The organism is Rhizobium sp. GW821-FHT14E12 (genome assembly GCF_058803745.1).
Window position 1 is genome coordinate 360,764 of the sequence record NZ_JBXAPH010000003.1, and the last position, 21,159, is coordinate 381,922.

Annotated in this window: 21 protein-coding genes; 9 read left to right on the forward strand and 12 right to left on the reverse strand. The window is 59.7% G+C overall.

Annotation, left to right across the window (positions count from 1 at the left end; translation table 11 throughout):
* Positions 1 to 52 precede the first annotated feature (52 nt).
* The gene (locus tag AC1RO0_RS14990; protein ID WP_498593682.1) at positions 53 to 1,255 is read right to left on the reverse strand and encodes an ROK family transcriptional regulator; all 1,203 of its coding nucleotides are present in this window, start codon (positions 1,253 to 1,255) and stop codon (positions 53 to 55) included.
* A 122-nt stretch (positions 1,256 to 1,377) separates the two neighbouring features.
* Positions 1,378 to 2,262 (reverse strand): sugar phosphate isomerase/epimerase family protein, encoded by an 885-nt coding sequence (locus AC1RO0_RS14995; protein WP_498593683.1) that lies wholly within the window; start codon positions 2,260 to 2,262, stop codon positions 1,378 to 1,380.
* 503 nt (positions 2,263 to 2,765) lie between these two features.
* Here AC1RO0_RS14995 and AC1RO0_RS15000 point away from each other — a divergent pair.
* From AC1RO0_RS15000 to AC1RO0_RS15035, 8 genes are all read left to right on the forward strand, one after another.
* Entirely contained in the window at positions 2,766 to 3,722 is a 957-nt protein-coding gene (locus tag AC1RO0_RS15000; RefSeq protein WP_498593684.1) for a helix-turn-helix domain-containing protein, read from the forward strand.
* A 236-nt stretch (positions 3,723 to 3,958) separates the two neighbouring features.
* Positions 3,959 to 5,392 carry an extracellular solute-binding protein gene (locus tag AC1RO0_RS15005; RefSeq protein ID WP_498593685.1) on the forward strand — a complete coding sequence of 478 codons (1,434 nt, stop codon included), beginning with the start codon at positions 3,959 to 3,961 and terminating at the stop codon, positions 5,390 to 5,392.
* Between the two features lie 116 nt (positions 5,393 to 5,508).
* Positions 5,509 to 6,390 (forward strand): carbohydrate ABC transporter permease, encoded by an 882-nt coding sequence (locus AC1RO0_RS15010; RefSeq protein ID WP_174162489.1) that lies wholly within the window; start codon positions 5,509 to 5,511, stop codon positions 6,388 to 6,390.
* Positions 6,390 to 7,226: a carbohydrate ABC transporter permease gene (locus tag AC1RO0_RS15015; RefSeq protein WP_498593686.1), complete on the forward strand. Its 837-nt coding sequence runs from the start codon at positions 6,390 to 6,392 to the stop codon at positions 7,224 to 7,226. The genes AC1RO0_RS15010 and AC1RO0_RS15015 overlap by 1 nt, the downstream gene beginning before the upstream one ends.
* 3 nt (positions 7,227 to 7,229) lie before the next feature.
* Complete coding sequence (locus tag AC1RO0_RS15020) at positions 7,230 to 7,472, forward strand: DUF2160 family membrane protein (RefSeq protein WP_498593687.1); 243 nt, start codon at positions 7,230 to 7,232, stop codon at positions 7,470 to 7,472.
* Between the two features lie 39 nt (positions 7,473 to 7,511).
* Entirely contained in the window at positions 7,512 to 8,555 is a 1,044-nt protein-coding gene (locus tag AC1RO0_RS15025) for an NAD(P)-dependent alcohol dehydrogenase (protein ID WP_498593688.1), read from the forward strand.
* A gap of 9 nt (positions 8,556 to 8,564) precedes the next feature.
* Positions 8,565 to 9,626: an ABC transporter ATP-binding protein gene (locus AC1RO0_RS15030; RefSeq protein ID WP_498593689.1), complete on the forward strand. Its 1,062-nt coding sequence runs from the start codon at positions 8,565 to 8,567 to the stop codon at positions 9,624 to 9,626.
* Positions 9,627 to 9,652: 26 nt separating this feature from the next.
* Positions 9,653 to 10,426: an SDR family NAD(P)-dependent oxidoreductase gene (locus tag AC1RO0_RS15035; RefSeq protein WP_498593690.1), complete on the forward strand. Its 774-nt coding sequence runs from the start codon at positions 9,653 to 9,655 to the stop codon at positions 10,424 to 10,426.
* A gap of 121 nt (positions 10,427 to 10,547) precedes the next feature.
* Here the strand turns inward: AC1RO0_RS15035 and AC1RO0_RS15040 are convergent, their stop codons facing one another.
* The 10 genes from AC1RO0_RS15040 to AC1RO0_RS15085 are packed head-to-tail and all read right to left on the reverse strand — an operon-like array spanning position 10,548 to position 19,897.
* Positions 10,548 to 11,420, reverse strand: a complete 873-nt coding sequence (locus AC1RO0_RS15040; RefSeq protein WP_498593691.1) for a D-amino-acid transaminase — start codon at positions 11,418 to 11,420, stop codon at positions 10,548 to 10,550.
* 58 nt (positions 11,421 to 11,478) lie between these two features.
* Positions 11,479 to 12,414, reverse strand: coding sequence for a 2-hydroxyacid dehydrogenase (locus tag AC1RO0_RS15045; RefSeq protein WP_498593692.1), 936 nt, complete (start codon positions 12,412 to 12,414; stop codon positions 11,479 to 11,481).
* Positions 12,415 to 12,435: 21 nt separating this feature from the next.
* Positions 12,436 to 12,849: a VOC family protein gene (locus AC1RO0_RS15050; RefSeq protein WP_174162495.1), complete on the reverse strand. Its 414-nt coding sequence runs from the start codon at positions 12,847 to 12,849 to the stop codon at positions 12,436 to 12,438.
* 39 nt (positions 12,850 to 12,888) lie between these two features.
* Positions 12,889 to 14,115 carry a glutamine amidotransferase-related protein gene (locus AC1RO0_RS15055; protein WP_498593693.1) on the reverse strand — a complete coding sequence of 409 codons (1,227 nt, stop codon included), beginning with the start codon at positions 14,113 to 14,115 and terminating at the stop codon, positions 12,889 to 12,891.
* Between the two features lie 21 nt (positions 14,116 to 14,136).
* Positions 14,137 to 15,306 (reverse strand): M24 family metallopeptidase, encoded by a 1,170-nt coding sequence (locus AC1RO0_RS15060; protein ID WP_498593694.1) that lies wholly within the window; start codon positions 15,304 to 15,306, stop codon positions 14,137 to 14,139.
* Complete coding sequence (locus tag AC1RO0_RS15065) at positions 15,303 to 16,352, reverse strand: mandelate racemase/muconate lactonizing enzyme family protein (RefSeq protein ID WP_498593696.1); 1,050 nt, start codon at positions 16,350 to 16,352, stop codon at positions 15,303 to 15,305. Before AC1RO0_RS15065 ends, AC1RO0_RS15060 begins: the two co-directional genes overlap by 4 nt.
* Before the next feature lie 51 nt (positions 16,353 to 16,403).
* A complete protein-coding gene (locus AC1RO0_RS15070) occupies positions 16,404 to 17,561 on the reverse strand; it encodes a M20 family metallopeptidase (RefSeq protein WP_498593697.1) in 1,158 nt (385 codons plus the stop codon).
* Between the two features lie 15 nt (positions 17,562 to 17,576).
* Entirely contained in the window at positions 17,577 to 18,326 is a 750-nt protein-coding gene (locus tag AC1RO0_RS15075; RefSeq protein WP_498593698.1) for an amino acid ABC transporter ATP-binding protein, read from the reverse strand.
* A gap of 11 nt (positions 18,327 to 18,337) precedes the next feature.
* The gene (locus tag AC1RO0_RS15080; protein WP_498593699.1) at positions 18,338 to 19,054 is read right to left on the reverse strand and encodes an amino acid ABC transporter permease; all 717 of its coding nucleotides are present in this window, start codon (positions 19,052 to 19,054) and stop codon (positions 18,338 to 18,340) included.
* Positions 19,055 to 19,087: 33 nt separating this feature from the next.
* Positions 19,088 to 19,897: an ABC transporter substrate-binding protein gene (locus AC1RO0_RS15085; protein ID WP_498593700.1), complete on the reverse strand. Its 810-nt coding sequence runs from the start codon at positions 19,895 to 19,897 to the stop codon at positions 19,088 to 19,090.
* A gap of 313 nt (positions 19,898 to 20,210) precedes the next feature.
* Between AC1RO0_RS15085 and AC1RO0_RS15090 the strand changes: the two genes are divergently transcribed.
* Positions 20,211 to 21,104, forward strand: coding sequence for a GntR family transcriptional regulator (locus AC1RO0_RS15090; protein ID WP_498593701.1), 894 nt, complete (start codon positions 20,211 to 20,213; stop codon positions 21,102 to 21,104).
* Positions 21,105 to 21,159: the final 55 nt, after the last annotated feature.

The following is a 21,159-nucleotide window of genomic DNA, read 5'->3' on the forward strand; positions in this document are numbered from 1 at the left end:
CCGTAGTGTTTCTCGGACAAGCAAGGCGCTGCACCGTTGCAATGCTGCCCCCTCAGCTTGCCTCCTCCGCAAAGCGTTGGCTTTCCAGTGATAGGAAACGTTGATGGAGGATGCAGGCCGCGCCGAAGGCGGGACCGACCGTTTCCTCCTCGTTCACGCCGATGGAGGGCAATGGAAAGCTTGCCTCCTGCGCCAACTGAATATGGTGAGCGACGCGCGCCGCCATCAGCGGGTAAAGAGCCGCGACGGAACCGCCAAGGATGATGCGGTCGGCATCGATGACGCGACAGGCCTGGATCAGGCCGAAAGCCAGGGCTCTTGCCCATTCCTCCGCAATCGAGACCGCGCCCGGTACACGATCGCGTACATCGGCAAGGAAATGCCCGAATGTCGGGGCAGCGACAGCCGGCACCTTGCGGTACTCCGTCATGATATGTTCCAGGCCCAGCACCTCCTCCAGGCTGCGGCTCGGCTCCGATGCGCTGGAGATTCTCAGGTGTCCAATCTCGCCCGCCAGTCCGTTGGCGCCGCGAAACAGGCTGCCATTGGCAATGATGCCGCCACCAACCCCGCTTTCCATGACCAGGAACAGCGTCACGCCGCTATGCTTGTCGTTTCGCCCGTAAGACGCGCCGATGGCAAAGGCATTGCCGTCGTTCTCCGCGACGACCGGCACGGAAACAGGCAGGGCATCCCGCACCAGTTCGGCAAGCTGGACGTTCTCCCAGCGCAGCAAGGGCGCCAGCCGGACAAATCCGTGCTTGTCCATTTGCGCCGGCACGGCAATGCCGATACCTTCGCAGCGCTCCAGCCTTGAAGACGGAATGGCCCCCAGCACCATCTGGATCGCCCGCTCGACGGTGGCGGTAACACCGGCGGATGCGCCGTCAAACGGTTCGACCGTGGTCGAGACGATGTTGCCGCCGAGATCGATTTCGACCGCGCTGATATGCTCCACGCCTATTTCTATGCCCAGGAAATAGACCGCGCCTGGCACCAGTTCGATCATGATTCCAGGCCGCCCCGCATGGGCATGGCCGCCGCGCGCCTGGTCGCCTTCGCTGACCTCGCGCACCAGTCCATCAAGCGTCAGGCCGGCGATGATATGGCCGGACGAAGAGCGATTGAGCCCCAGCCTGCGGGCAAGTTCCGCCCGGCTAAGCGGGCCGAACTGATACAAAGCCCGCAACGCCGCCAGCTCGTTGCGCTGGCGGATTCCCCGTGGTGAACTCGTTGCTACCGCCAGCTCAGTCAAACAGTGATCTCCGTTAATTTCGTGAAGGACGGACGAGTGGTGGTGCAATAGAGGCTCGCGCAAATGTCGATATGCGCGAGCCCGTGCTTTTCACCACTGCTTCCGCTGATGATATGGCACTGTCAAGGGCGTGCGTTGGTGGCCCGTCGTCGCACCGCTTCCTGCATTTTGAGATCGATGAAGGCCTTGGCATGCTCGGCAAGCGGCATGTTCTCTGTCCACGTGTCTCGCCAGATGGCGCAGGCCAGCGACAGGCCTTCGTCGACGACGGCGCTGGAGAATGACTCGAAGGTGATGTCCCTGCTATAGCCGATATCGAGCAGCGCATCGAACACCAGGTCGAAATTGATGCAGCCGTCGCCGAGATAGCCGCGATTGCTCTCGCCGATGTGGAAATAACCGATCCTGTCACCGGCAAGCCGGATCGCCGCAGCCGGATTGGCTTCCTCGATGTTCATGTGGAACGTATCGAGATGCAGAAGCACATGATCGGAACCCGTCGCCTCTATGAAGGCAAGCCCCTGCGCCGTCGTGTTAAGCAGGTTCGTCTCGAACCGATTGACGATTTCGAGCACGAGATCCACGCCCGCCGCCCTGGCGATATCGGCGGTTTTGGCGATGGCCTGAACACTGTTTCTGCGGCCATTTTCGGTCGGCATCCGGCTATATTTGGTATGGGCGGAGTAAAGGATGCCGCCAAGCTTGGTGCCGCCGATGTCGCGAACGGCCCTGACCGCATCGGCGAGCATGCGTTCACCGGCCCTGACCGTCTCGGCATCATCGCTCGACACGTCGGCACCGAGCGGCAAGCCCATTGTTACGGCAATCTGCAGGTCGAGCGATCGTGCCCGCTTGGCCAGTTGGTCGAGATTGAAATTTTCGGGCCGCAGATAGGCGAACTCGATCAGTTTGTATCCGCACGCGGCGGATTTTTCCATCGCGTCCTCGAGCATGCGTTGCGTGCTGCCGCCCGTCCAGACGAACGAATGGATACCCAATCTTCCCATGTAATTCTCCTCCCCCGACGAATATTCTATATGTTGCTATAAACAACAAAATAACCGATCGACGTCGATGTCAAGTCGCTTCGTATGCGTGGGCTTTGCAGATGCGGAGGGTGGCTGGCGTGCTTCTAGTTGATTTTCGGGCAGAATACCCTCTCATACCCAGGACATCCGCGCCTCAATGCTCATGCCGGTTTGGTATTGACACTCAACGGAAAAGCGCTAATTTGTAATTTAGTGCAACATATATGCACAAATTGTGCCGGGTAAAGAGTTCGCAGAGCAGTATTGCGGCGGCCCCAGATGGCAAAGCCGCAATTTTGCGGGAAAATCCGAGACTCTCGAACACAATCCCGCGAGCAATGCCGGGTCAAATTGAAGACTGAATTCTTTCGCATACGCCGTGCCGAAGAGGGAGAGGAGCCCTTGCCGGCGCGAGTGACGCAGGATGGCAGATTGGGCGCAGCGATATGCTTGCGATCCAATCCGGGGAGGGGGCTCTAGCCATGAAGGCTGACTTAAGGATCGTTCCGGACTTTGAAATGGTCATATGTGCGCCCGCGGAATCCTTCCGCTGGAATATGCACGATTACCCGTATTTTGGAGCCAAGTGGCACTATCATCCCGAGTATGAGCTGCACCTGACGCGCAAGAGTTCGGGCGTGATGATGGTCGGCGATTACATCGGTGAGTTTGAGCCGGGCTGCCTGGTTCTGACTGGACCCAACGTCCCGCACAATTGGGTCAGCGATATCGAGCCCGGCGTCCTGATCCAGAACCGCGACATGCTGATTCAGTTCAGTGCCGAATGGGCCGACCGCGTCACCGGCTTTTGCCCGGAGCTCGCCGGCATCCGTCCGCTCCTTGAAGATGCGGTCTATGGAGTGGAATTCTCCGGCGCGACCGCGATGGCCGGGCAGCGACTGCTCGCCCAGATCGGCGCTGCCCATGGCGCGGAGCGCGTCGTCCTGTTTTTGCGGCTGATGGTCACCCTGGCCCAAAGTCCCGGTGATCGCCGAAGGCTCTCGCGGCTGGCGCCGGCCTCGGCGCCCGTGGAGCTGCCACGGGAACTCGATGTTGCCATGCGCTATGTACTGGAGCACTACAGCGACGATATCGATCTTGCCTCGGTATCCCGGCTGTGCGGGCTGGAGCCGCAGGCATTCTCCCGCTTCTTCAAGCGGCAAAGCGGCCATACATTTGCACGCTACGTCATTCTGGCGCGCGTCTATGCGGCCTGCTCGCTGCTGACGCAGACCTATCGGCCAATCACCGATATCTGCTTCGAGGTCGGTTTCAACAGCATCGCCAATTTCAACAGGCAATTCATCAAGGTCTGCGGTCGCACGCCGTCGGATTACCGCCGCAACGCCCACAAGATCGGCACCAAGGCGCGCGCGGACCCGTTCCGGGAAATCCGCGCCTTTTCAGCCGGCATCGGAGCGGTCGGCGAAAAAGTATAGGTCGGCCGCAAAGCACGCGTGGCAGAGGGTTTTTACCGATACTAAGCTCGCTGGACGCGCATGGAGGCGGGTCCACAAAAACAAGCTGCGGTATCCAACCATGATAGCGAGATGAAATTCGACCGCCGGGAGGAGCCGGGGCGTCGGATTTTCGAGGCCCCGACTGTGGTTGGGCCGGGCAGGATGCTTGTCGACAGCCGTCCGCAAGCACAACGAACACTCTGGGAGGAGAGTTTATGATCGGAAAAAATGGAATTGGACTTGCGGCACTCGCAATCAGTCTCATGGCGACTGTCATGCCCGCAAAGGCTGACTTCTGGTCGGATGCCGGAGCGAAATACAAGGGCGTCGTTCTGCATGGCGTGACCGAGAGCACGCCGCCCTCCAACTACATCAAGGATGTGCTTGCGCCGGAATTCGAAAAGAAGACCGGGATCAAGGTCGCGATCGAAACCACGTCGTGGGATCAGATGTACGACAAGGCCATCAAGGACATGGAAGCCAAGACCGGCATCTATGACATGGTCTATATCGAACAGGACATCATCTACGCCTATCTGGCCCGTAACTTCCTTGTCGATATCACCAAATCGCTCAAGGACGACGCATCGCTGAAGGCGCCCGAATTCGACGAGACGCACTTCACCACCTTCGCCAACTATTTCAAGAATGCCGACGGCGATCTCTTCGGCGTCCCGATGGAAGCCTTCATCAAGATATACCTCTACCGCACCGATCTCTTCAACGATCCGAAGATCAAGGAGGCGTTCAAGAAGGAGACCGGCAAGGATCTCGTTCCGGCGAAAACGCACGAGGAATACACCGAGATCGCGGAATTCTTCACCAAATACGGCAAGGACAACGGCCTTGAGCTTTGGGGCACCACTGCGCAGGCCCATACGGGCCACCCAGCGTCCTGGTATGAGTTCTTCGAGTCCGTCGCACCAACCTTCGGCGTGTTCAACTGGGGTATCGACGCTTCCAAGAACTATGCGGCGACCGTCGAAAACGGCGGCACGATGAACGGCCCGGAAGCCAAGAAGGCGCTGAAATACTGGCTGCATCTGCGTGACATCGCCCCACCGGAATCGGCGGCGAGCACATGGACGGAAGTCGGTACGACATTTGCCGCAGGCCGTGTCGCACAGGGTCTGGTCTATGGCGAGAACGCGGCCTGGATTGCCAGCGACGCTGAAAAGTCGAAGGTCGTCGGCAATGTCGGCGTGGCGCTGCCGCCGACCGAACCTGCCGTTCTCGATGAGGTCAAGGGTGGCAAGGGCTATATCGGCTACTATGATGGCGGTGCCTTCGGGCTCCCCGTGACGTCGAAGAACAAGGAGGCGGCGCTGCTGTTCCTGCAGTTCATCGGCCAGGATTCAGTCCAGGCCGATTGGGCAGTGGCGGCGCCACGCATCACCAACACGGCAACCTATGACGACCCGAAAATCATCGAAATGGATAAGAAGCTCAACGGCTATTATTCCATGCTGAAGGATGACGGGAAGCTGTTTGCCGGCGCCCCTCCTTACCCCTTCCACGCCCAGGTGCGCGAAGCAACGGCTCCGATCTTCTACAGGATCCTGCTGGGGGAAGTGTCGCCCGACGACGGACTTGACCAGATGGCGGCGGCTGCCGAAGCGGAGCTGAAGAACCTCGGCTATCGCAAATAGTCCAGTGCAAGTCTGCCCGGGCAGCCGCAAGAGCGGCCGCCCGGGACGCGCATTCAGCGCTCCGCGGCGCAAGGTGACACCGCGGCGCCGGCATCGACTTCCGGGAGACAAGGTTCATGCGTTCCAACATTGTGGGCTGGCTGATGCTTGCCCCGACGATAGCAATTCTCGGCATATTCGGCATCGCACCCTTTATCTATGTGCTTTACCTGGCGTTTCATCACTGGAACCCGTTCGGCGCCGATCCGTCCATGGCCTATAATGGCGCGAACAATTTCCGCCGGCTTGTCTTCGACCAGGAATTTCTCGGATCCATCGCCGTCACCGCCAAGTTTGCATTCTTCGCGGTGCTCAGCGAAATCGCCCTTGGCTACGCTCTTGCCCAGCTGTTCATGCGGGAGTTCCCGGGCCGCGGCTTCTTCAGGACGATCCATACGCTGCCGCTCATCGTTGCGCCCATCGTCGTCGGTTCTGTCTGGCGCCTGATGACGACGCCGAGCATCGGCATCATTCCCTATCTGCTCAAGCACTGGTTCGGCTATGACCTGAACATTGGTCGCGATGCCAGCGCTGCCTTTGCGCTGACCGTCATCATGGACATCTGGCATTGGACGCCGCTGGTGACGCTCACCCTGCTCGCGGCGCTGCTCGCCCTGCCCAAGGAGCCGTTCGAACAGGCGCAGATAGATGGCGCCAACCGCTGGCAGATCTTCTGGCACGTCACGTTGCCGATGATCCGGCCTGCCATCCTCGCGACGGTGTTCATCCGTCTGATGGATGCGCTGCGCACCGTCGATGAAGTCTGGATGCTGACCTCGGGTGGTCCCGGTGCGGCAACCCGCTATGTCGGCCTGCATATCTGGAAGATCGTGTTTCCCAAGACCGATTACGGCTATGGCGCGGCCATATCGGTGATCGTGCTCTACCTGACGCTGGTCATGTGCTGGCTGCTTTATGTCGCCCTCGTCGCCCGCCGCGAAAAGAAGAGGACGTTCTGATGCGCCAGCAACGCCCCATCCTTTACCTGCTGCTCTGGCTCCTCTTGAGCCTGCTGACCCTGTTTCCGATCTACTGGCTGTTCGTCATCTCGGTGAAGCCGGCGGTGGATCTCTTCACCACGCCAAGCCTGATCCTCGATACGGTCTACTGGAAGAATTACATCAACGTGATCAACAATGAGACGTTGCGCGGCTACATGATCAACTCACTGATCATCTCCACCAGCAATGCGCTTCTGGTCACTGTGCTGGCCTTTCTGGCCTGCTACGCGCTGTCCCGTTTCGATCTCGCCGGCAAGGAGAACATCTTCTTCTGGACGATCACCAACCGCATGGCGCCCGCCGCCGTGTTCCTTTTGCCTTTCTACCTGCTGTTTACCCAGGTTTTTACCTTCGGCGACTGGAAGCTCTACGACACCAAGATCGGCATGATCCTGCTTTATTGCACCTTCAATCTGCCTTTCGCGATCTGGACGCTGCGACCGACCATCGACGGCATTCCCAAGGAGCTCGACGAAGCCGCCACCGTCGACGGCGCCTCGACATGGCAGGTGATCCACGAAGTCGTCTTCCCGCTCGCAAGACCGGGTCTGGCGGTCACATTCATCCTCACCTGGGTATTTGCCTGGAACGAGTTCCTGCTGGCGGCAACCCTCACAAGTTTCAACGCCCGCACCATCACCACCGGCCTTTCGGAGTATGTCACGACCACCGGGACCGAATGGGGCACGATGGCGGCGATTGCGGTCATCACCCTGATCCCGGCCCTCATCATTTTCTCGATGGTCCAGCGCCATATCGTGGCCGGTCTGACCTTCGGCGCGGTCAAGGAGTGAGCGATGCAACATCAAATCGATCCTGACGAAACTGAGGATGCACCGGCCGCTGTCGTGGCTGGAAAACAGGACCGGGTCGGCTTCCTGCCGATCGTCACCAACTGGTTCGACCGTGTGTTTGTCGGCATCTACCTGTTTGTCGCGCTTGAGCTGCTCTGGATGCGCTTCCTCGAACAATCGATCCCACTGACGATCTGCCATGTGCTGGCCGTCGCCCTGGGGGTCCTGATCGTCTGGCGCGGCTGAAGCCGAATGCCCTTCTGAAATCGAGAAATGGAATAGGCCATGAAAGCACTGGTTCTGGAAGAAAAGATGAAACTGTCGCTCCGGGACTTTCCCATCGAGCGAGAGGAAACGCTCGGGCCTCGTGACGTTCGCATCAAGCTGCACACGGTCGGCATTTGCGGCTCGGACGTGCACTATTACACCCATGGCGGCACCGGCATCTTCCAGGTGAAGGCGCCGATGATCCTCGGTCATGAGGCGTCCGGCACGGTCATCGAGGCCGGGGCGGATGTCACATCGCTGAAAGTCGGCGACCGCGTCTGCATGGAACCGGGCATTCCCGATCCCAATAGCCGCGCCACCCGGATGGGCATGTACAATGTCGATCCGGGTGTGCGCTTCTGGGCAACCCCGCCGATCCATGGCGTTCTGCGGCCAACGGTGGTTCATCCCGCCGATTTCACCTTCAAGCTGCCCGACAATGTTTCCTTCGCCGAAGCGGCGATGGTCGAGCCGCTGGCAGTCGGCGTCCATGCCGCCACCAAGGCACAGGTCAAGCCAGGGGATATCGCGCTGGTGATCGGCGCCGGCCCGATCGGGCTGGTCACCGCACTCGCGGCGCTGGCGGCCGGCTGCGCGCACGTCTTCGTCAGCGATATCGATGACGCAAAGCTCGAGATTGCCGCAAAACTGGGTGCGGTTATTCCGATAAACCCGCAGCATCAGGATCTCGTCAACGAGATTCTCGCGGCGACGGACGGCTGGGGCGTGGAAATCCTGTTTGAATGCTCCGGCCACCCTAGGGGTGCCGAGGGTGTGTTCGATCCGCTGGCGCCGGGCGGGCGAGTGGTGTTCATCGGGTCGCAGGTCCACCCGATCCACTACGATGTCGGCAAGGCCATGGTGCGCGAAGCTCGCGTCGAACATGTTTTCCGCTACGCTCATGTCTTTCCGCGCTGCGTGGCCATGCTGTCGTCAGGCGCAATCGACGTCAAACCTCTCATCACCTGTACATTCGATTTCGAAGACAGCGTCGGCGCCTTTGAAACCGCTGCATCCGCCCCGAGGGGCGAAGTCAAGATGCAGATCATATTGCCGCAATAGGGGATTGGTATGGCTCAGGTCGCCGTCAAGGACGTCATCAAGAAATATGGAAGTCTTCAGGTCATTCATGGCGTGAACATCGACATAGCAGATGGCGAATTCGTTGTTCTCGTGGGTCCGTCCGGATGTGGCAAATCGACATTGTTGCGCATGATCGCGGGGCTTGAAACCATCTCCGGCGGCGAGGTTTCGATCGGTGCCAGGGTCGTCAACAACGTGCTGCCCAAGGACCGCGATATCGCCATGGTGTTTCAGAACTATGCGCTCTATCCGCACAAGAATGTCGCTGACAATATGGGCTTTCCGCTGAAGCTGAAGGGTGCGCCAAAAAGCGAAATCGAGGCCAAGGTCAGGAAAGCCGCCGAAATTCTCGATCTCGGCAAGCTGCTGGACCGCTATCCCAAGCAGCTCTCCGGCGGCCAGCGCCAGCGCGTCGCCATGGGTCGTGCCATCGTGCGTGATCCGCAGGTCTTCCTGTTTGACGAGCCCTTGTCCAACCTCGACGCCAAGCTGCGCGTGACCATGCGCGTCGAGATCAAGGAGCTTCACCAGCGGCTGAAGACCACGACGATCTATGTCACCCACGACCAGATCGAGGCGATGACCATGGCCGACAAGATCGTTGTCATGCGCGATGGCCTGGTCGAACAGATCGGCGCGCCGCTTGACCTCTACGACCACCCCGCCAATGTCTTCGTCGCGGGCTTCATCGGCTCGCCGGCGATGAACTTCGTGCGTGGCCAACTGGCGGCCGTGAATGGCGAGACGGTCTTCGTCAGCGATAAAGGCGCCGTCCTGCCGGTGCCTGCGGGCACGGTTGTCCACAGTGAGCCGGTCATCTACGGCATTCGCCCGGAGCATATCGAGCACGGGGGCGAAGGCCTTCCGGCAACGATCTCGGTGCTCGAACCGACCGGATCCGAAACGCAAATTTTCGCCCATATCGGGGGCGACCCTATCAATGCGGTGGTGAAGGACCGGATCGCGTTGCGCCCGGGCGAGACAATACCGCTGCTCATCAACCGCGAACGGGTTCATCTCTTCGAGAGGAAGAGCGGCCGGCGCGTCTGATCCCCCATAAATGATGGAGTAGTTCGATGTTCTTTGAGAAGTTCAGAATGGACGGGCAGGTTGCCGTCGTCACCGGCGGCGGACGCGGTATCGGCCTTGCCTGCGCCGAGGCACTGGCCGAGGCCGGTGCCAGGATCGTTATCATCGACCGGGAGGAGGCAATCGCCCAGTCCGGCAAGCAGGCATTGGCGGCGAAGGGCTATGACGCCGATGTCCTGATCCTCGACGTGACGGATTCGGTTGCCGTCGACAAGGCTGCCGAGGAGGTGTTTGCCAAATTCGGTCGGATCGACGTTCTCGTCGCCAATGCCGGCATTGCCCGCTCCGGCATTCCTGCAGAGGATACGCCGGACGAACTCTGGCTGAACGTCAATGACGTCAACTACAACGGTGTGTTCTGGTGCAACCGCGCCTTCGGCCGGCCAATGCTGAAGGCGGGACGCGGCTCGATCATCAATATCGGCTCGATGTCCGGCTACATCGTCAATCGTCCGCAAAACCAGACCTACTACAACGCCTCCAAGGCCGCCGTGCATCATCTTACCGCCTCGCTGGCGGCGGAATGGGCCGGGCGCGGCGTCCGCGTCAACGCGGTGGCGCCGACCTATATCGAATCCGAGATGACGAAGGTCCTCAATCTTGATCCCGACGTGGTGGATATCTGGTTGCGCGATACGCCGATGGGCCGGATGGGCCAGCCGCACGAGATCGCCTCGGTGGTGCATTTCCTCGCCTGCGACGCATCCAGCCTGATGACCGGTACGACCGTGAAGGCCGATGCCGGCTTTACCATCTGGTAGAAGAGCGGCGCTATCCCGGCGCTTACGCGCGATGCTCGATTGCCGTGACCGATGCAGCTAGCCGTTTGCGACGGGGCCAATGGGCGAATTCCCCGTGGCCCCGGCTATCATCCCAATCGCATCATTTTGCCGCTGCTACTGCCTTTTCGACGTAAATTTCCCGCAGGCGTTTGCTGACAGGGCCGATGACCCCTTCGCCGATGGTGACGCCGTCGATCTCAAGGACAGCGGTCACGAAAGAGGTGGCGGAGGTGATGAAGGCCTCCTTTGCAGCCAGCGCTTCCTCAATGGTGAAGGATCTTTCCTCCAGCGTGTAGCCGGATTCAGCGGCAAGCCGGAGAACGGCGGCGCGGGTAATGCCATGCAGAATATCGAATGAAAGCTTGCGCGTGACGATCTTGTCGTCTGCCGTCACGATATAGGCATTGGCCGAGGATGCCTCGGTGACATATCCGTCCTGCACGAGCCATGCGTCGTCGGCGCCAGCCTGATAGGCGGCGTTCTTCGCCATCGACGGGTAAAGAAGCTGGACAGTCTTGATATCGCGGCGACCCCAGCGGATGTCCGGCAGCGAGATGATCTTCAGGCCGCGCTTGGCGAGAGGGCTTTCGATAACCGGCCGAGACTGGGTGAACATGACGACCACCGGCGGCGTGTCCTTGGGCGGAAAATTGAAATCCCGATCGGCCGAGCCACGGGAAATCTGCATGTAGATCAGACCTTCATCGACATTGTTGGCTGCCACCAGTTTGCGGTGGATGGCCAGGAGCTCATCGACGGACATCGGCATCACCATGTCGAGTTCCTGCAGAGAGCGCTGCAGTCGTGCCATGTGACCATCGAAGTCGACGAGCTTGCCACCGAGCACGCAGGTGACTTCATAGATGGCATCCGCGAAAAGATAACCGCGGTCGAAAATCGAGACCTTGGCTTCTGTTTCAGGGCAATACTGGCCGTTGACGTAGACAGTGCGTTGAGGTGACGTCATGTTCATTCAATTCCCAAAGAGGTTTGCTTGCATTGAAGAGAGGCGCATTGGCGGCATGCCGCCTTTAATATCCGCGCGCGAAGTCGACAATGGATGGAAGCGTGGCGGTGCGACGAAAGGTTCGAATATTGTCGGCTACAAGCGCCGCCGCCGTTTCGCGATCCGTCGGGGCCGAGATGTGCGGCAGCACGGTGATCCGGGGGTGATCCCAAAAGGGTGCATCGGCGGGTAAGGGCTCCACGTCGAAAACATCCAGCACCGCATGGTTCAAGCGGCCGGTATCGAGCGCCTGCAACAGATCCTCACTCACCACGATCGGTCCACGGGCGAAATTGATCACGGACGCATTCGCGGGCAGGAGGGCAAGCCTTTCTGCGTTCAGCAACCCCCGCGTCTCCGACGTCAGCGGCAGAAGGCACACCAAGATATCGGATCCGCGCAGGACTGTATTCAGACCATCATCGCCGGAGTGGGTTTCGACCCCTACGATGTCCTTTGCCGAGCGGCTCCATCCAATCACCTTGAAACCGGCATCGGTCAGACGATGTGCGGCCGCCTCGCCCAGCGCACCCAGTCCGAGCAGGCCGACGGTAATCTGTTCCGGACGTCGATAGGGCAATTGCTGCCAGCTGCGTTCCCGCTGGAAGCGGGCATAGGCGGGCATGTCGCGGAACAGGTAATAGGTCCAGGCGAGAACGGCTTCGGCCATGGTGCAGCTCAGTTGCGGGTCGACCAGACGCACGACGGGCAATGTACTATCGCCAATTTCGCTGACGAGGCGTTCGACGCCGGCCCAAAGACTGTGAATCCACGTCAAGCCGGGCAAGCGGGCGAGATCCATCGGATCCGGGTTGGCGACGATGGCGATATCGACCGCCGCCCGGTCCTCTTCATTGAGGTGCCGGAACGAGACGATCTTCTCATCCGGCATCCGCAGTGAGAGCGCCTCGAGCCACTGGTGCTCGGCCTCATCGGAGATACGCGTTACCAGCGCAATCATTCGACTGGCTCCTTTTCTCGCTTAGTGCGCAAAAACGCTGTCAAAATCCTTGAAACCCTTGACTTCAATCGGGTTTCCGCTCGGATCAAAGAAGAACATGGTGCGCTGTTCGCCAGGGAGCCCTTCGAAGCGCACAACGGGCGGAATGTCGAACGCCGTGCCGGCGTCTTCCAGCCTCTTGGCAAGAGCGAACCAGTCGTCGAGCGCAAGGACGACACCGAGATGCGGCATCATCACCATATGATCGCCGACCTTGCCGGTGCGCGTCGTTTCGAACGGCTTGCCGAGATGCAGGGAGATCTGATGGCCGAAGAAATCGAAATCGACCCATGTATCCGTGCTCCGGCCTTCCTCGCAACCGAGCACGCCACCATAAAAGCGGCGGGCTTCATCGAGATCGGTGACGTGATAGGCGAGATGGAAAAGTGAGCGCATGATGATTGTTACCTGACTAAGTTTGAGTGACGGTAATCGCTATGATGTTGACGATGGATGCCGCTTGGCGGCTGATTCTAGAAATGCCACGAGCAACGAATAGGGCATCTCGGCTCTCGATGACAATTCGGGATGTCCCTGCATACCGATGAAGAAGGAGTGCCCAGGCACTTCGATGGCATCGACAATGGCGCCTGCAGAGCTGGACGCGGCAACGCGAAGCCCGGCGGCTTCAAGATCCGGTAGTAGAGCCGGGTTCAATCGAAAGCGATGATTGCAGCGGATTTGACGCTCTGAACCAACGATTCCTGAAAACTGCGTGCAAGAAGCGATGTCGATCCTTTGATCGCCAGTCCTATGGATCGGCAGGACATTCCCATCGGGGTCCCGAGCACCGGCCATCGGCACGAAGGTCTTGATCGGGGCATCCGGGTTCGCCTCTGCCAGATTGGCCGTGCTGCGACCAAAGGCACGCCACGCCACGGCTGTCGCCATCGTCTGCATGCCGAGGCACAGTCCAACCGTCGGCAGGCCGGTTTCCAGGCTTAAGGCGGCGGCCGCGGTCTGGCCGGCTACGTTTTTCATGTCCGCTCCACCGGGAAGCAGAATGCCCGACAGGCCGTTGAAAATGTTAGGATCTTCGAACTGGTTGATATCCACCGGATCGATGAAGCGCACATCGATCGGAATGGAAAGGCTGTCTGCCGCGTCGGCGAGACTTGCCAGCGCTGCCGGGTAGACGTCGCGATGATCGCTTTCCGCACCGATAAGGCCGATCGTCAGGCCATCGCCCTCATAGACGTGAGGTGCGCCCAACCCAATCCGCCCGAAACGATCCCGCAGGGCAAGGACCTCCTGCGTCGCTGCGTCGAAAAAGCGATCGGCGTCCTCGCGAACGGCGATCGCTTTCACCTCTATTCCAAGGGCCTGGGCAGCAGACGAGAGTGCCGCCGGCAGGTCTTGATCAACCAGAAAGGCCGGATGGATCGGCACCACCACGTCCTGCATCCGAGCAGCATCGAGAATGATCTCCGGCGTGGCGACGGGCGGCACCTGCTTGCCCGAAAGCCGTTCGAACCAGCAGAGCCCGCTTGCGCCAAGCCCGCCGCTTGCGATCACATGCTGCGCGGCATCGGCATGGAGCTTGGTATCGAAGCGGGCCTCGACATGCATGAAGCCGCATTGCCGCGCAGCCGCGATTGCAGCGGCAACCGCGCCATAGAGGGCAGGGCGGGACGTATCATGCAAGAGGAGGATCAACCCCATGGCGCGCTCCTTCCCATCGCCTCAGACTTCCAGCAGATCGCGTTTGACGGTTCCAAGCGCACGATATCCCGTGTCCGTGACGACGATCGTTTCGCTGACACCGACGGTGAAGCGGCCGTAAATGCGCAGTGCCGGCGGCAAATGGAAGGTCATGCCCGGACGCAGTTCCGTCTTGACCCCGGCATTGAGGCTGAGGATGGCTCCTTCGCCCCAGTCCGGCGCGAAGGATATCCCGACGCTATAGCCAAGGCGTTTGCGGAAATTATCGGTGTAGCCGGCCGCATCGATGATCCGCTGGCAGGCCATATGTGGAACCTCGCAGGGCACGCCCGGACGGATGGTATCGAGCGAGACCTGCAGCGCCTCCTGGCAAACCTTCATCATCTCCGTTGCCTCCGTTGGAGCCGGCCCGATCCAGGCCGATCGCATCAAGGCAGCATGATAGCGGTCATGGCAGGCCGCCATTTCGAGAAAGGCGGGGTCGCCGTCGGCGATCCTGCCGCGCCGCCAGGTTCCGTGCGGCACGCCCGTGCGTGCGCCGACCGAGACAAGTGGCTCCATTCCCATATATTCCGATCCGGCTGATATCGCTGCCTGCATCATCGCCGCGACCAGGTCGTTGTCGGTGGCGCCGACCTTGACGGCCGCAAGTCCGGCCCGCATGCCGGCGTCGACATAAGAGGCTGCGCGTTCGAGCTTCTCGATTTCCAGCGGAGATTTGACGGCACGCAACTTTTCAATGACGCCGGCACCGTCATGAACGACGCCCAACCGCTCAACCAAGGATTCGTAGACGAATATCGGCAGGAACCAGCCTCTCTTGTCGATGGCTACGCGCTTTCCTCTGAGGCCGCGCTTCTCGATGAGTGCCATGAGGAAGGAAACGGGCTCGTCGCCGTCCTGATAGACTTCTGCGTCAGCGATGAAGGTATTGGCGATGAAGTTGAAATATTCGAGCTGCCGGATCACGAAGACCGGATCACCTTCGGCCGGAAGAAGCAGCGCCTGGAACGTATAGTAGCCCGGTGTCTGCTGACCGGTCAGATAGAAGATGTTTTCCGGACCGGTGATGACGAGCGCTTCGATGCCCGCCTCGACGAGATTTTGACGCGCGCGCGCAACCCGGATCTCATATTCCTCTTTCGGGAAGGCGGATTCCTGTCCCTGTACGATAGTGCCTGCCGTCGTCATCTTGCGAACTCCTTCAAGAGACTTGTCTTTGATAGATCAACCGTCAGCCCGAGACCGGAAGCCTGGGTGCCGGTCACTCGGCCCTGTGCATAGGTGAGGCCGGATGCCGGATCGTCCGCCAGTCCGTCTGCTCCATATAATTCGGCAAATGTCGGGCCGGTCGCACAGGCCAGATGCAGGGCCGCGGCCGTTGCCACCGCCCCCTCATTCATCTGCCCGAGCATGAAGGGGATATTGCCTTTGCGAAGGGCCGCCGCTGCCTTCAGCGTCGAGGCGATGCCGCCGAGCTTGACCAGCTTGAGATGTGCCCACAGGCGGCCGGATGCCTCGACGATAGCCTCCACGTCTCGCAAACTGGAAACACTTTCATCCAGCATCAGCGGCATCGGGCTTTTCCGCGCAAGTTTGAGCATGAGCTCGAAATCTCCGGCGGCAACGGGCTGCTCGACATAAGCGAGATCGAATTCTGCCAGCCGCGCTAGCTTTGTTTCCGCATCATCACGGCCCCAGGCACCATTGGCATCGACCGCGAGTTTAATGGTCTGACCGAAACGACCGCGCAGCTGCGAAAGCCGCCACAGATCATCCTCAAAAGCGCCGGCTCCGATCCGGACCTTCAGGTCGCAAAAGCCGCGCCTGACGTAATTGTCCGCCTGTGCGAGAAATTGCTCCGGTGTGGAAATGAACAATGTCTGGTTCGTCGGATGTGAAATGGGCCTCGTGGCGGCAGCGCCTAGCCATTGCGCAAGTGGTACGCCCTGCCGCCGCGCCAGAAGATCGTGAAGCGCGATGTCCAGCAGCATTCGTACCGGGGCGCTCACCTCTGCCCAGATTGCCTCGTCCGCAAGCAGATCGGCCGCATCCTGCGACCAGTCGATTCGGTCGAAGAGCGATAATGCCTCGGCCAGGACAGTTTCCGCCGGGAGGCCGTTCAGATAGGCGATATTGATGCGGACCTCGCCGGTCGCCACCACATCGCCGTCGCGCAAGCACAGATAAAGCGTATCGAGGCCGGCGACGGGACCTGATGATGCCGTATGCAGCATCAGGCCGCTCCCGTATCTCAGCATTGCTCGGTGCAGAGACGCTTGCATCGATCAAGCCCGCAGCATCGATTTGGCGACATCGCGATAAATCAGGCTGGCTGTCACGAATTCGTCGACAGGAACGAATTCGTCGGGCTTGTGGGCCACGGACAAATCCCCCGGGCCGATCACGGTGCCTTGCGCGCCGATCTGCCGGAAATGCACCAGGTCGCAGCCGCCCTGAAAGCCGAAGGGGCCGGGATTTGCGATGCCGTGAGACCGGCAAGCAGCCATGCTGGCCTGGACGATGGCGCTGTCGATCGCGGTTTCGGTCGCGCCGCCCGTTGTTGCCTTGTAGTCGATAATCTCGGCCCGAACGCCGAAACGCGCTTGGGCGAGCGCCAGCAGATCGGCAAACTCCTGCTTCACCGCCGCCTCGGCCTCGCCGGGCACCATCCTGCGGTCCAGCAGGACATCGCAGGCATAGGGCACCACATTGTCCGCATGGCCGCCGGAAATGCGCGTTACCGTCAGGCTGGCTTCACCGACCAGCGGATGCGTTCGTCCGCGTACCACCTCGTTGTGATGGGCCTCGATGAGTGAGAGGAGTTGTCCGGCGCGATAGATGGCGTTCTCGCCCAGATGTGGCGTTCCGGAATGCGCTGCCTGGCCATGGACGCGGACAACGGGCCGGAGACTTCCCTTATGCGCCGCAAAGGTCGTGTTGGATGTCGGCTCGCCCACCACGGCAAAATCGATTTTCGGCTTGCCGGCCGCATAGAATTTGGCGCCTTCGCTGGCAATCTCCTCGTCACCAACGAAAACACCGAGCAATGTACCGGACCATGCGCTGCGGTCGGATGCCAGCATGCGCATGGCTTCCACCATCGATATCAGCGGCCCCTTGCAGTCGCAGGCGCCACGACCATAGAGCTTGCCGTCCACTTCCCGCAGCGTGAAAGGATCGGACGACCATCCGTCCCCTGCGGGCACCGTATCCATGTGGGTGTTGAAGGCGAAGACCGGTCCCGGCCCATTGTCCAGTCGCGCTTCGACATTGAAACGGCCTGACTTGTACTCCACGACATCGACCGCAAAGCCGGCGGACAGAAGCAGATCGCGGACATAAACGGCGGCGTCAGCCTCTCGGCCCGGCGGATTTTCCGTTCTGATGGCGATCAGCTCAGCGAGTTCGCGCTTCATGCGCGCGATATCGGGGGTATGGGACATGTCTGCCTTCCGCAACTAGTGCAATATCTGACTTAGAAACAGGCGGGCTCGGTCGTTGACCGTTCCGCCGAAGAATTGTTCGCTGGTCGCGTTTTCGATCACCTCGCCGTTTTCCATGAAGACGATCTGATCGGCGGCGCGCTTGGCAAAGCCCATCTCATGGGTGACGACGACACTGGTCATGCCGTCGGCGCTGAGATCGGCCATCACATCCAGAACCTCGCGTATCATTTCCGGATCGAGCGCCGAGGTCGGCTCGTCGTAGAGCATCAGCTTGGGCTTCATGGCGAGCGCCCGGGCGATTGCGACGCGCTGCTGCTGACCTCCGGATAATTCATCGGGAAAGAAATCGGCCTTCTCGGGAATGCGGACCTTTTCGAGCAATTGCATCGCTATGTCATGGGCGTCGAGCCTGCTGAGGCCCGAGACCTTCATCGGCGCCAGCATGATGTTTTCGGCGGCCGAGAGATGTTGGAACAACTCGAAATTCTGGAAGACCATGCCGATATCGCGGCGTACCTTGGAGGCATTGCGGAGGTCGCGGGTGATATCGATGCCGTCGAAGAAGATATTGCCGCCATCCGCCGGCTCCAGCAGGTTGACGCATCGCAGCAATGTCGATTTTCCCGATCCGGACGGACCGATGACGACCACGGTCTGCTTGCGGAAAACGTTCAAGCTACAGGTCTTGAGAATCCGTGCTGATCCGAAACTCTTATCGATGCCGATGATTTCCAGGAGCGGCTTGTTGTCCGGCGCGGCCATGTCGTCTTTCCTCACTGGATCTCAGATTTCGGGGCGATGAGGCTCAAGGGCTTGCGAACGCTGCCCCGGCGCCCGCGTTTCGGGTCAAGCGACCGCTCAAGAATTGACTGAAAGACCATGAAGATCGTCGTCAGCACCAGATAGTAGATGCCGGCCGCGCTCAACGCCTCGAAATAGCGGAAATTCGCGCTGGCGGTCTGATTGGCAACGAGAAGCAATTCCTCCACGGCAACGACGGAGACAAGCGCGCTGGTCTTCAGCATGCCGATCATCTGATTGCCGACGGCGGGCAGGACAATGCGGGCCGCCTGCGGCATCACGACGAAACGCATGACGCTCGCCCGTGTCATTCCAAGCGCAAGCCCGGCCGTCCTCTGTCCTTTTTTGACCGCATGCAGACCCGACCGCAGGATCTCCGCCATGTAGGCACCCTCATTCAGCGACAAAGCGAGGACCGCGCTGAGAATAGCCGAGAGGCGAATGCCGAAACCTGGCAGCACATTATAGATGAAGATGATCTGGAACAGGACGGGCGTGCCCCGGAACAGCCAGAGATAGACGAGCGTCGCCGCCTTGACGGCGCGCAGTTCGGTCTCCTGCAAAAGAGCAATGATGAGCCCGACGATGATCCCGAAGAATAGCGACACGATGGTGATCAGAAGGGTCAGCACGGCGCCGTGGAAAAAAGCGGGCGATACTAGATAGTCGAAAACGAGTTCGAGAGACATGCCCGCTCCTTCTCTTCGGTATCAGGCCGGACGTCAGTTGAAGATCGAAACGGAAGCCGGCAGCTTCCATTTCTCGATCAGGCTCTTGTAGGTGCCATCAGCAACGATTTCGGCAAGCGCCGCCTTGATGGTGGTTTGAACAGCGGCATCCCCCTTTCGGGTGGCAATGCCGATGCTGGTGTTGGACTCGAACTCGCCACCAACGACCTCATAGGCACCCGGAACTGCCGCCTGAAGCACCACCGCACCCGGCGTCGAATCATACTCCGCATCGGCTCGCCCCTGCCGCAACGACAGTGCGGAATCCTGGGCTGTCGGCAGCGTCAGGACCGTTACGCCTGAAAGCCCTTTGGCCTTGCAGCGCGTATCGTCGGCCCGCGCCTGATTTTCCTGAATGCCGCCAAGCGTAACGGCGATCGTCTTGCCGCAAAGCGTATCGTCGCGGCCGGTAATCTTGGCCGGATTGCCAGCCTGAACGATCACCTGATTGCCGATTTTCATATAGGGGATGAAATCGACTTGCTCTGAGCGCTTGTCATTGATGTACATGGCCGAGTTGATGATATCGATCCGGCTGGAGAGAAGCGCCGGGATCAGTCCCTTGAACTCCATGTTCATCGGCACAGGCTTGGCGCTGAGTTTTGCGGCCAGCGCTGTGATCAGGTCGATATCGAAACCGGACAGCACCCCATCCTTCTGGAATTCAAATGGCGCGAACGTCGCCGCAACGCCGTAGGTGATGGCCCCGTTTTCGACGAGGCCCGACTTTGGAAGATCGGCGGCAATGACGGATTGCGCAAGGACCAGGGGCAAGGCGAATGCAGTCATTAGAGATCGAAGCATGGCAGTTCCCTTTTGTTTGATCGAGCTATAATTGCTCTGATTTAATACAACGGTACAATGTTGCCGTTGAGAGAGTCAAGCATGGAAGCGCAAAAATAGGCATTTTTGGAATGGCCTAAATAATGAGCGTTTTGGCGAAATTTTGACCGGAATCCGTATCGTAGAAGGGAACACGCGCAACCCCTGTGTCTCTCAGTGACTGTTTTTCAGATGAAACTCGTGAGTTTCATACTTTCATGAGATCACTCATGTTGCTGATGCCGGCTCTAGTGTTGTATTAGCTGCATAAATTTATACAAAAATGGAAAGCCTAATGGCCAGTGCTCCACGTCAAGGTCGATATCGCCTTGCAAATCAGATTCTCGATCTCGCCCGGGATGCACGCTTCGAGCCTGGGCATCACCTGCGCGAACAGCAGCTCGGCGATCTGATCGGCGTATCGAGAACACCGGTTCGTGCTGCGCTGTTGTTGCTTGTGGAACACGGTGTCGTGGAGGCCCGCAAGAACCAGGGATTTTTCTTGAAGGCATTGCCTGAAGAGCTGCGGCGCGTTGAGTTGGAGGTGCCGACGACTGCCGATCAGGATCTCTATTTGCGGATTGTGGAAGACCGCCTTTCCGGCGCACTCCCGGAAACCTTCACGCAGTCGGAAATTGCTCGTCGTTTCGACGTGGACCGCATTCTCCTGCAGCGAACGCTCACCCATCTGGTGAATGATGGGTTGCTGGCGCGAAACAGCGGCAGGGGCTGGACCTTCCTGCCCACACTCGACACGCAGGTAGCCCTGCGCAACAGCTACGACTTTCGCACCACGATCGAGCCTGCCGGATTGTTGCTCAGCACCTTTCGCCACGACCCTGCCGTCTTGGAGCGGTCGCGTCTTCAGCACCTCTATCTGGAGGCGCATCCCGACATCACGTCTATAAACCCCCGCCAATTGTTCGAAACGGACGCGCAGTTCCACGAAATGATCGCTGAGTTCAGCGGGAATATCTTCTTCCTGCAATCCATCCAGCAGCAGAACAGGCTGCGGCGATTGCTTGAGTTCGGTGGCTACACCAATCGCCGGCGCGTGAAGGACTGGTGCCGGGAGCACGTTGCGATCCTCGATGCTATCGCATCGGGACAGCGCGAGCACGCAGCCCAGCTTATGACTCGACATCTCCAGGCTGCCCTGTCGTTTGCTCCGCAATATGGCGCGTCATAACGGCATTTTGAATAATACGTTCCGCTCCGGCACGAAGAGGAAATACCGGATGGCT

Coding starts and splice junctions, on each gene's coding strand:
- AC1RO0_RS15075 (WP_498593698.1), bottom strand. CDS start 18,326: ATGGCCGCGCCGGACAACAAGCCGCTCCTGGAAATCATCGGCATCGAT.
- AC1RO0_RS15005 (WP_498593685.1), top strand. CDS start 3,959: ATGATCGGAAAAAATGGAATTGGACTTGCGGCACTCGCAATCAGTCTC.
- AC1RO0_RS14995 (WP_498593683.1), bottom strand. CDS start 2,262: ATGGGAAGATTGGGTATCCATTCGTTCGTCTGGACGGGCGGCAGCACG.
- AC1RO0_RS15015 (WP_498593686.1), top strand. CDS start 6,390: ATGCGCCAGCAACGCCCCATCCTTTACCTGCTGCTCTGGCTCCTCTTG.
- AC1RO0_RS15060 (WP_498593694.1), bottom strand. CDS start 15,306: ATGACGACGGCAGGCACTATCGTACAGGGACAGGAATCCGCCTTCCCG.
- AC1RO0_RS15025 (WP_498593688.1), top strand. CDS start 7,512: ATGAAAGCACTGGTTCTGGAAGAAAAGATGAAACTGTCGCTCCGGGAC.
- AC1RO0_RS15045 (WP_498593692.1), bottom strand. CDS start 12,414: ATGATTGCGCTGGTAACGCGTATCTCCGATGAGGCCGAGCACCAGTGG.
- AC1RO0_RS15080 (WP_498593699.1), bottom strand. CDS start 19,054: ATGTCTCTCGAACTCGTTTTCGACTATCTAGTATCGCCCGCTTTTTTC.
- AC1RO0_RS15020 (WP_498593687.1), top strand. CDS start 7,230: ATGCAACATCAAATCGATCCTGACGAAACTGAGGATGCACCGGCCGCT.
- AC1RO0_RS15010 (WP_174162489.1), top strand. CDS start 5,509: ATGCGTTCCAACATTGTGGGCTGGCTGATGCTTGCCCCGACGATAGCA.
- AC1RO0_RS15085 (WP_498593700.1), bottom strand. CDS start 19,897: ATGCTTCGATCTCTAATGACTGCATTCGCCTTGCCCCTGGTCCTTGCG.
- AC1RO0_RS15055 (WP_498593693.1), bottom strand. CDS start 14,115: ATGGGGTTGATCCTCCTCTTGCATGATACGTCCCGCCCTGCCCTCTAT.
- AC1RO0_RS15070 (WP_498593697.1), bottom strand. CDS start 17,561: ATGTCCCATACCCCCGATATCGCGCGCATGAAGCGCGAACTCGCTGAG.
- AC1RO0_RS15065 (WP_498593696.1), bottom strand. CDS start 16,352: ATGCTGCATACGGCATCATCAGGTCCCGTCGCCGGCCTCGATACGCTT.
- AC1RO0_RS15030 (WP_498593689.1), top strand. CDS start 8,565: ATGGCTCAGGTCGCCGTCAAGGACGTCATCAAGAAATATGGAAGTCTT.
- AC1RO0_RS15000 (WP_498593684.1), top strand. CDS start 2,766: ATGAAGGCTGACTTAAGGATCGTTCCGGACTTTGAAATGGTCATATGT.
- AC1RO0_RS15040 (WP_498593691.1), bottom strand. CDS start 11,420: ATGAACATGACGTCACCTCAACGCACTGTCTACGTCAACGGCCAGTAT.
- AC1RO0_RS15050 (WP_174162495.1), bottom strand. CDS start 12,849: ATGCGCTCACTTTTCCATCTCGCCTATCACGTCACCGATCTCGATGAA.
- AC1RO0_RS15090 (WP_498593701.1), top strand. CDS start 20,211: ATGGCCAGTGCTCCACGTCAAGGTCGATATCGCCTTGCAAATCAGATT.
- AC1RO0_RS15035 (WP_498593690.1), top strand. CDS start 9,653: ATGTTCTTTGAGAAGTTCAGAATGGACGGGCAGGTTGCCGTCGTCACC.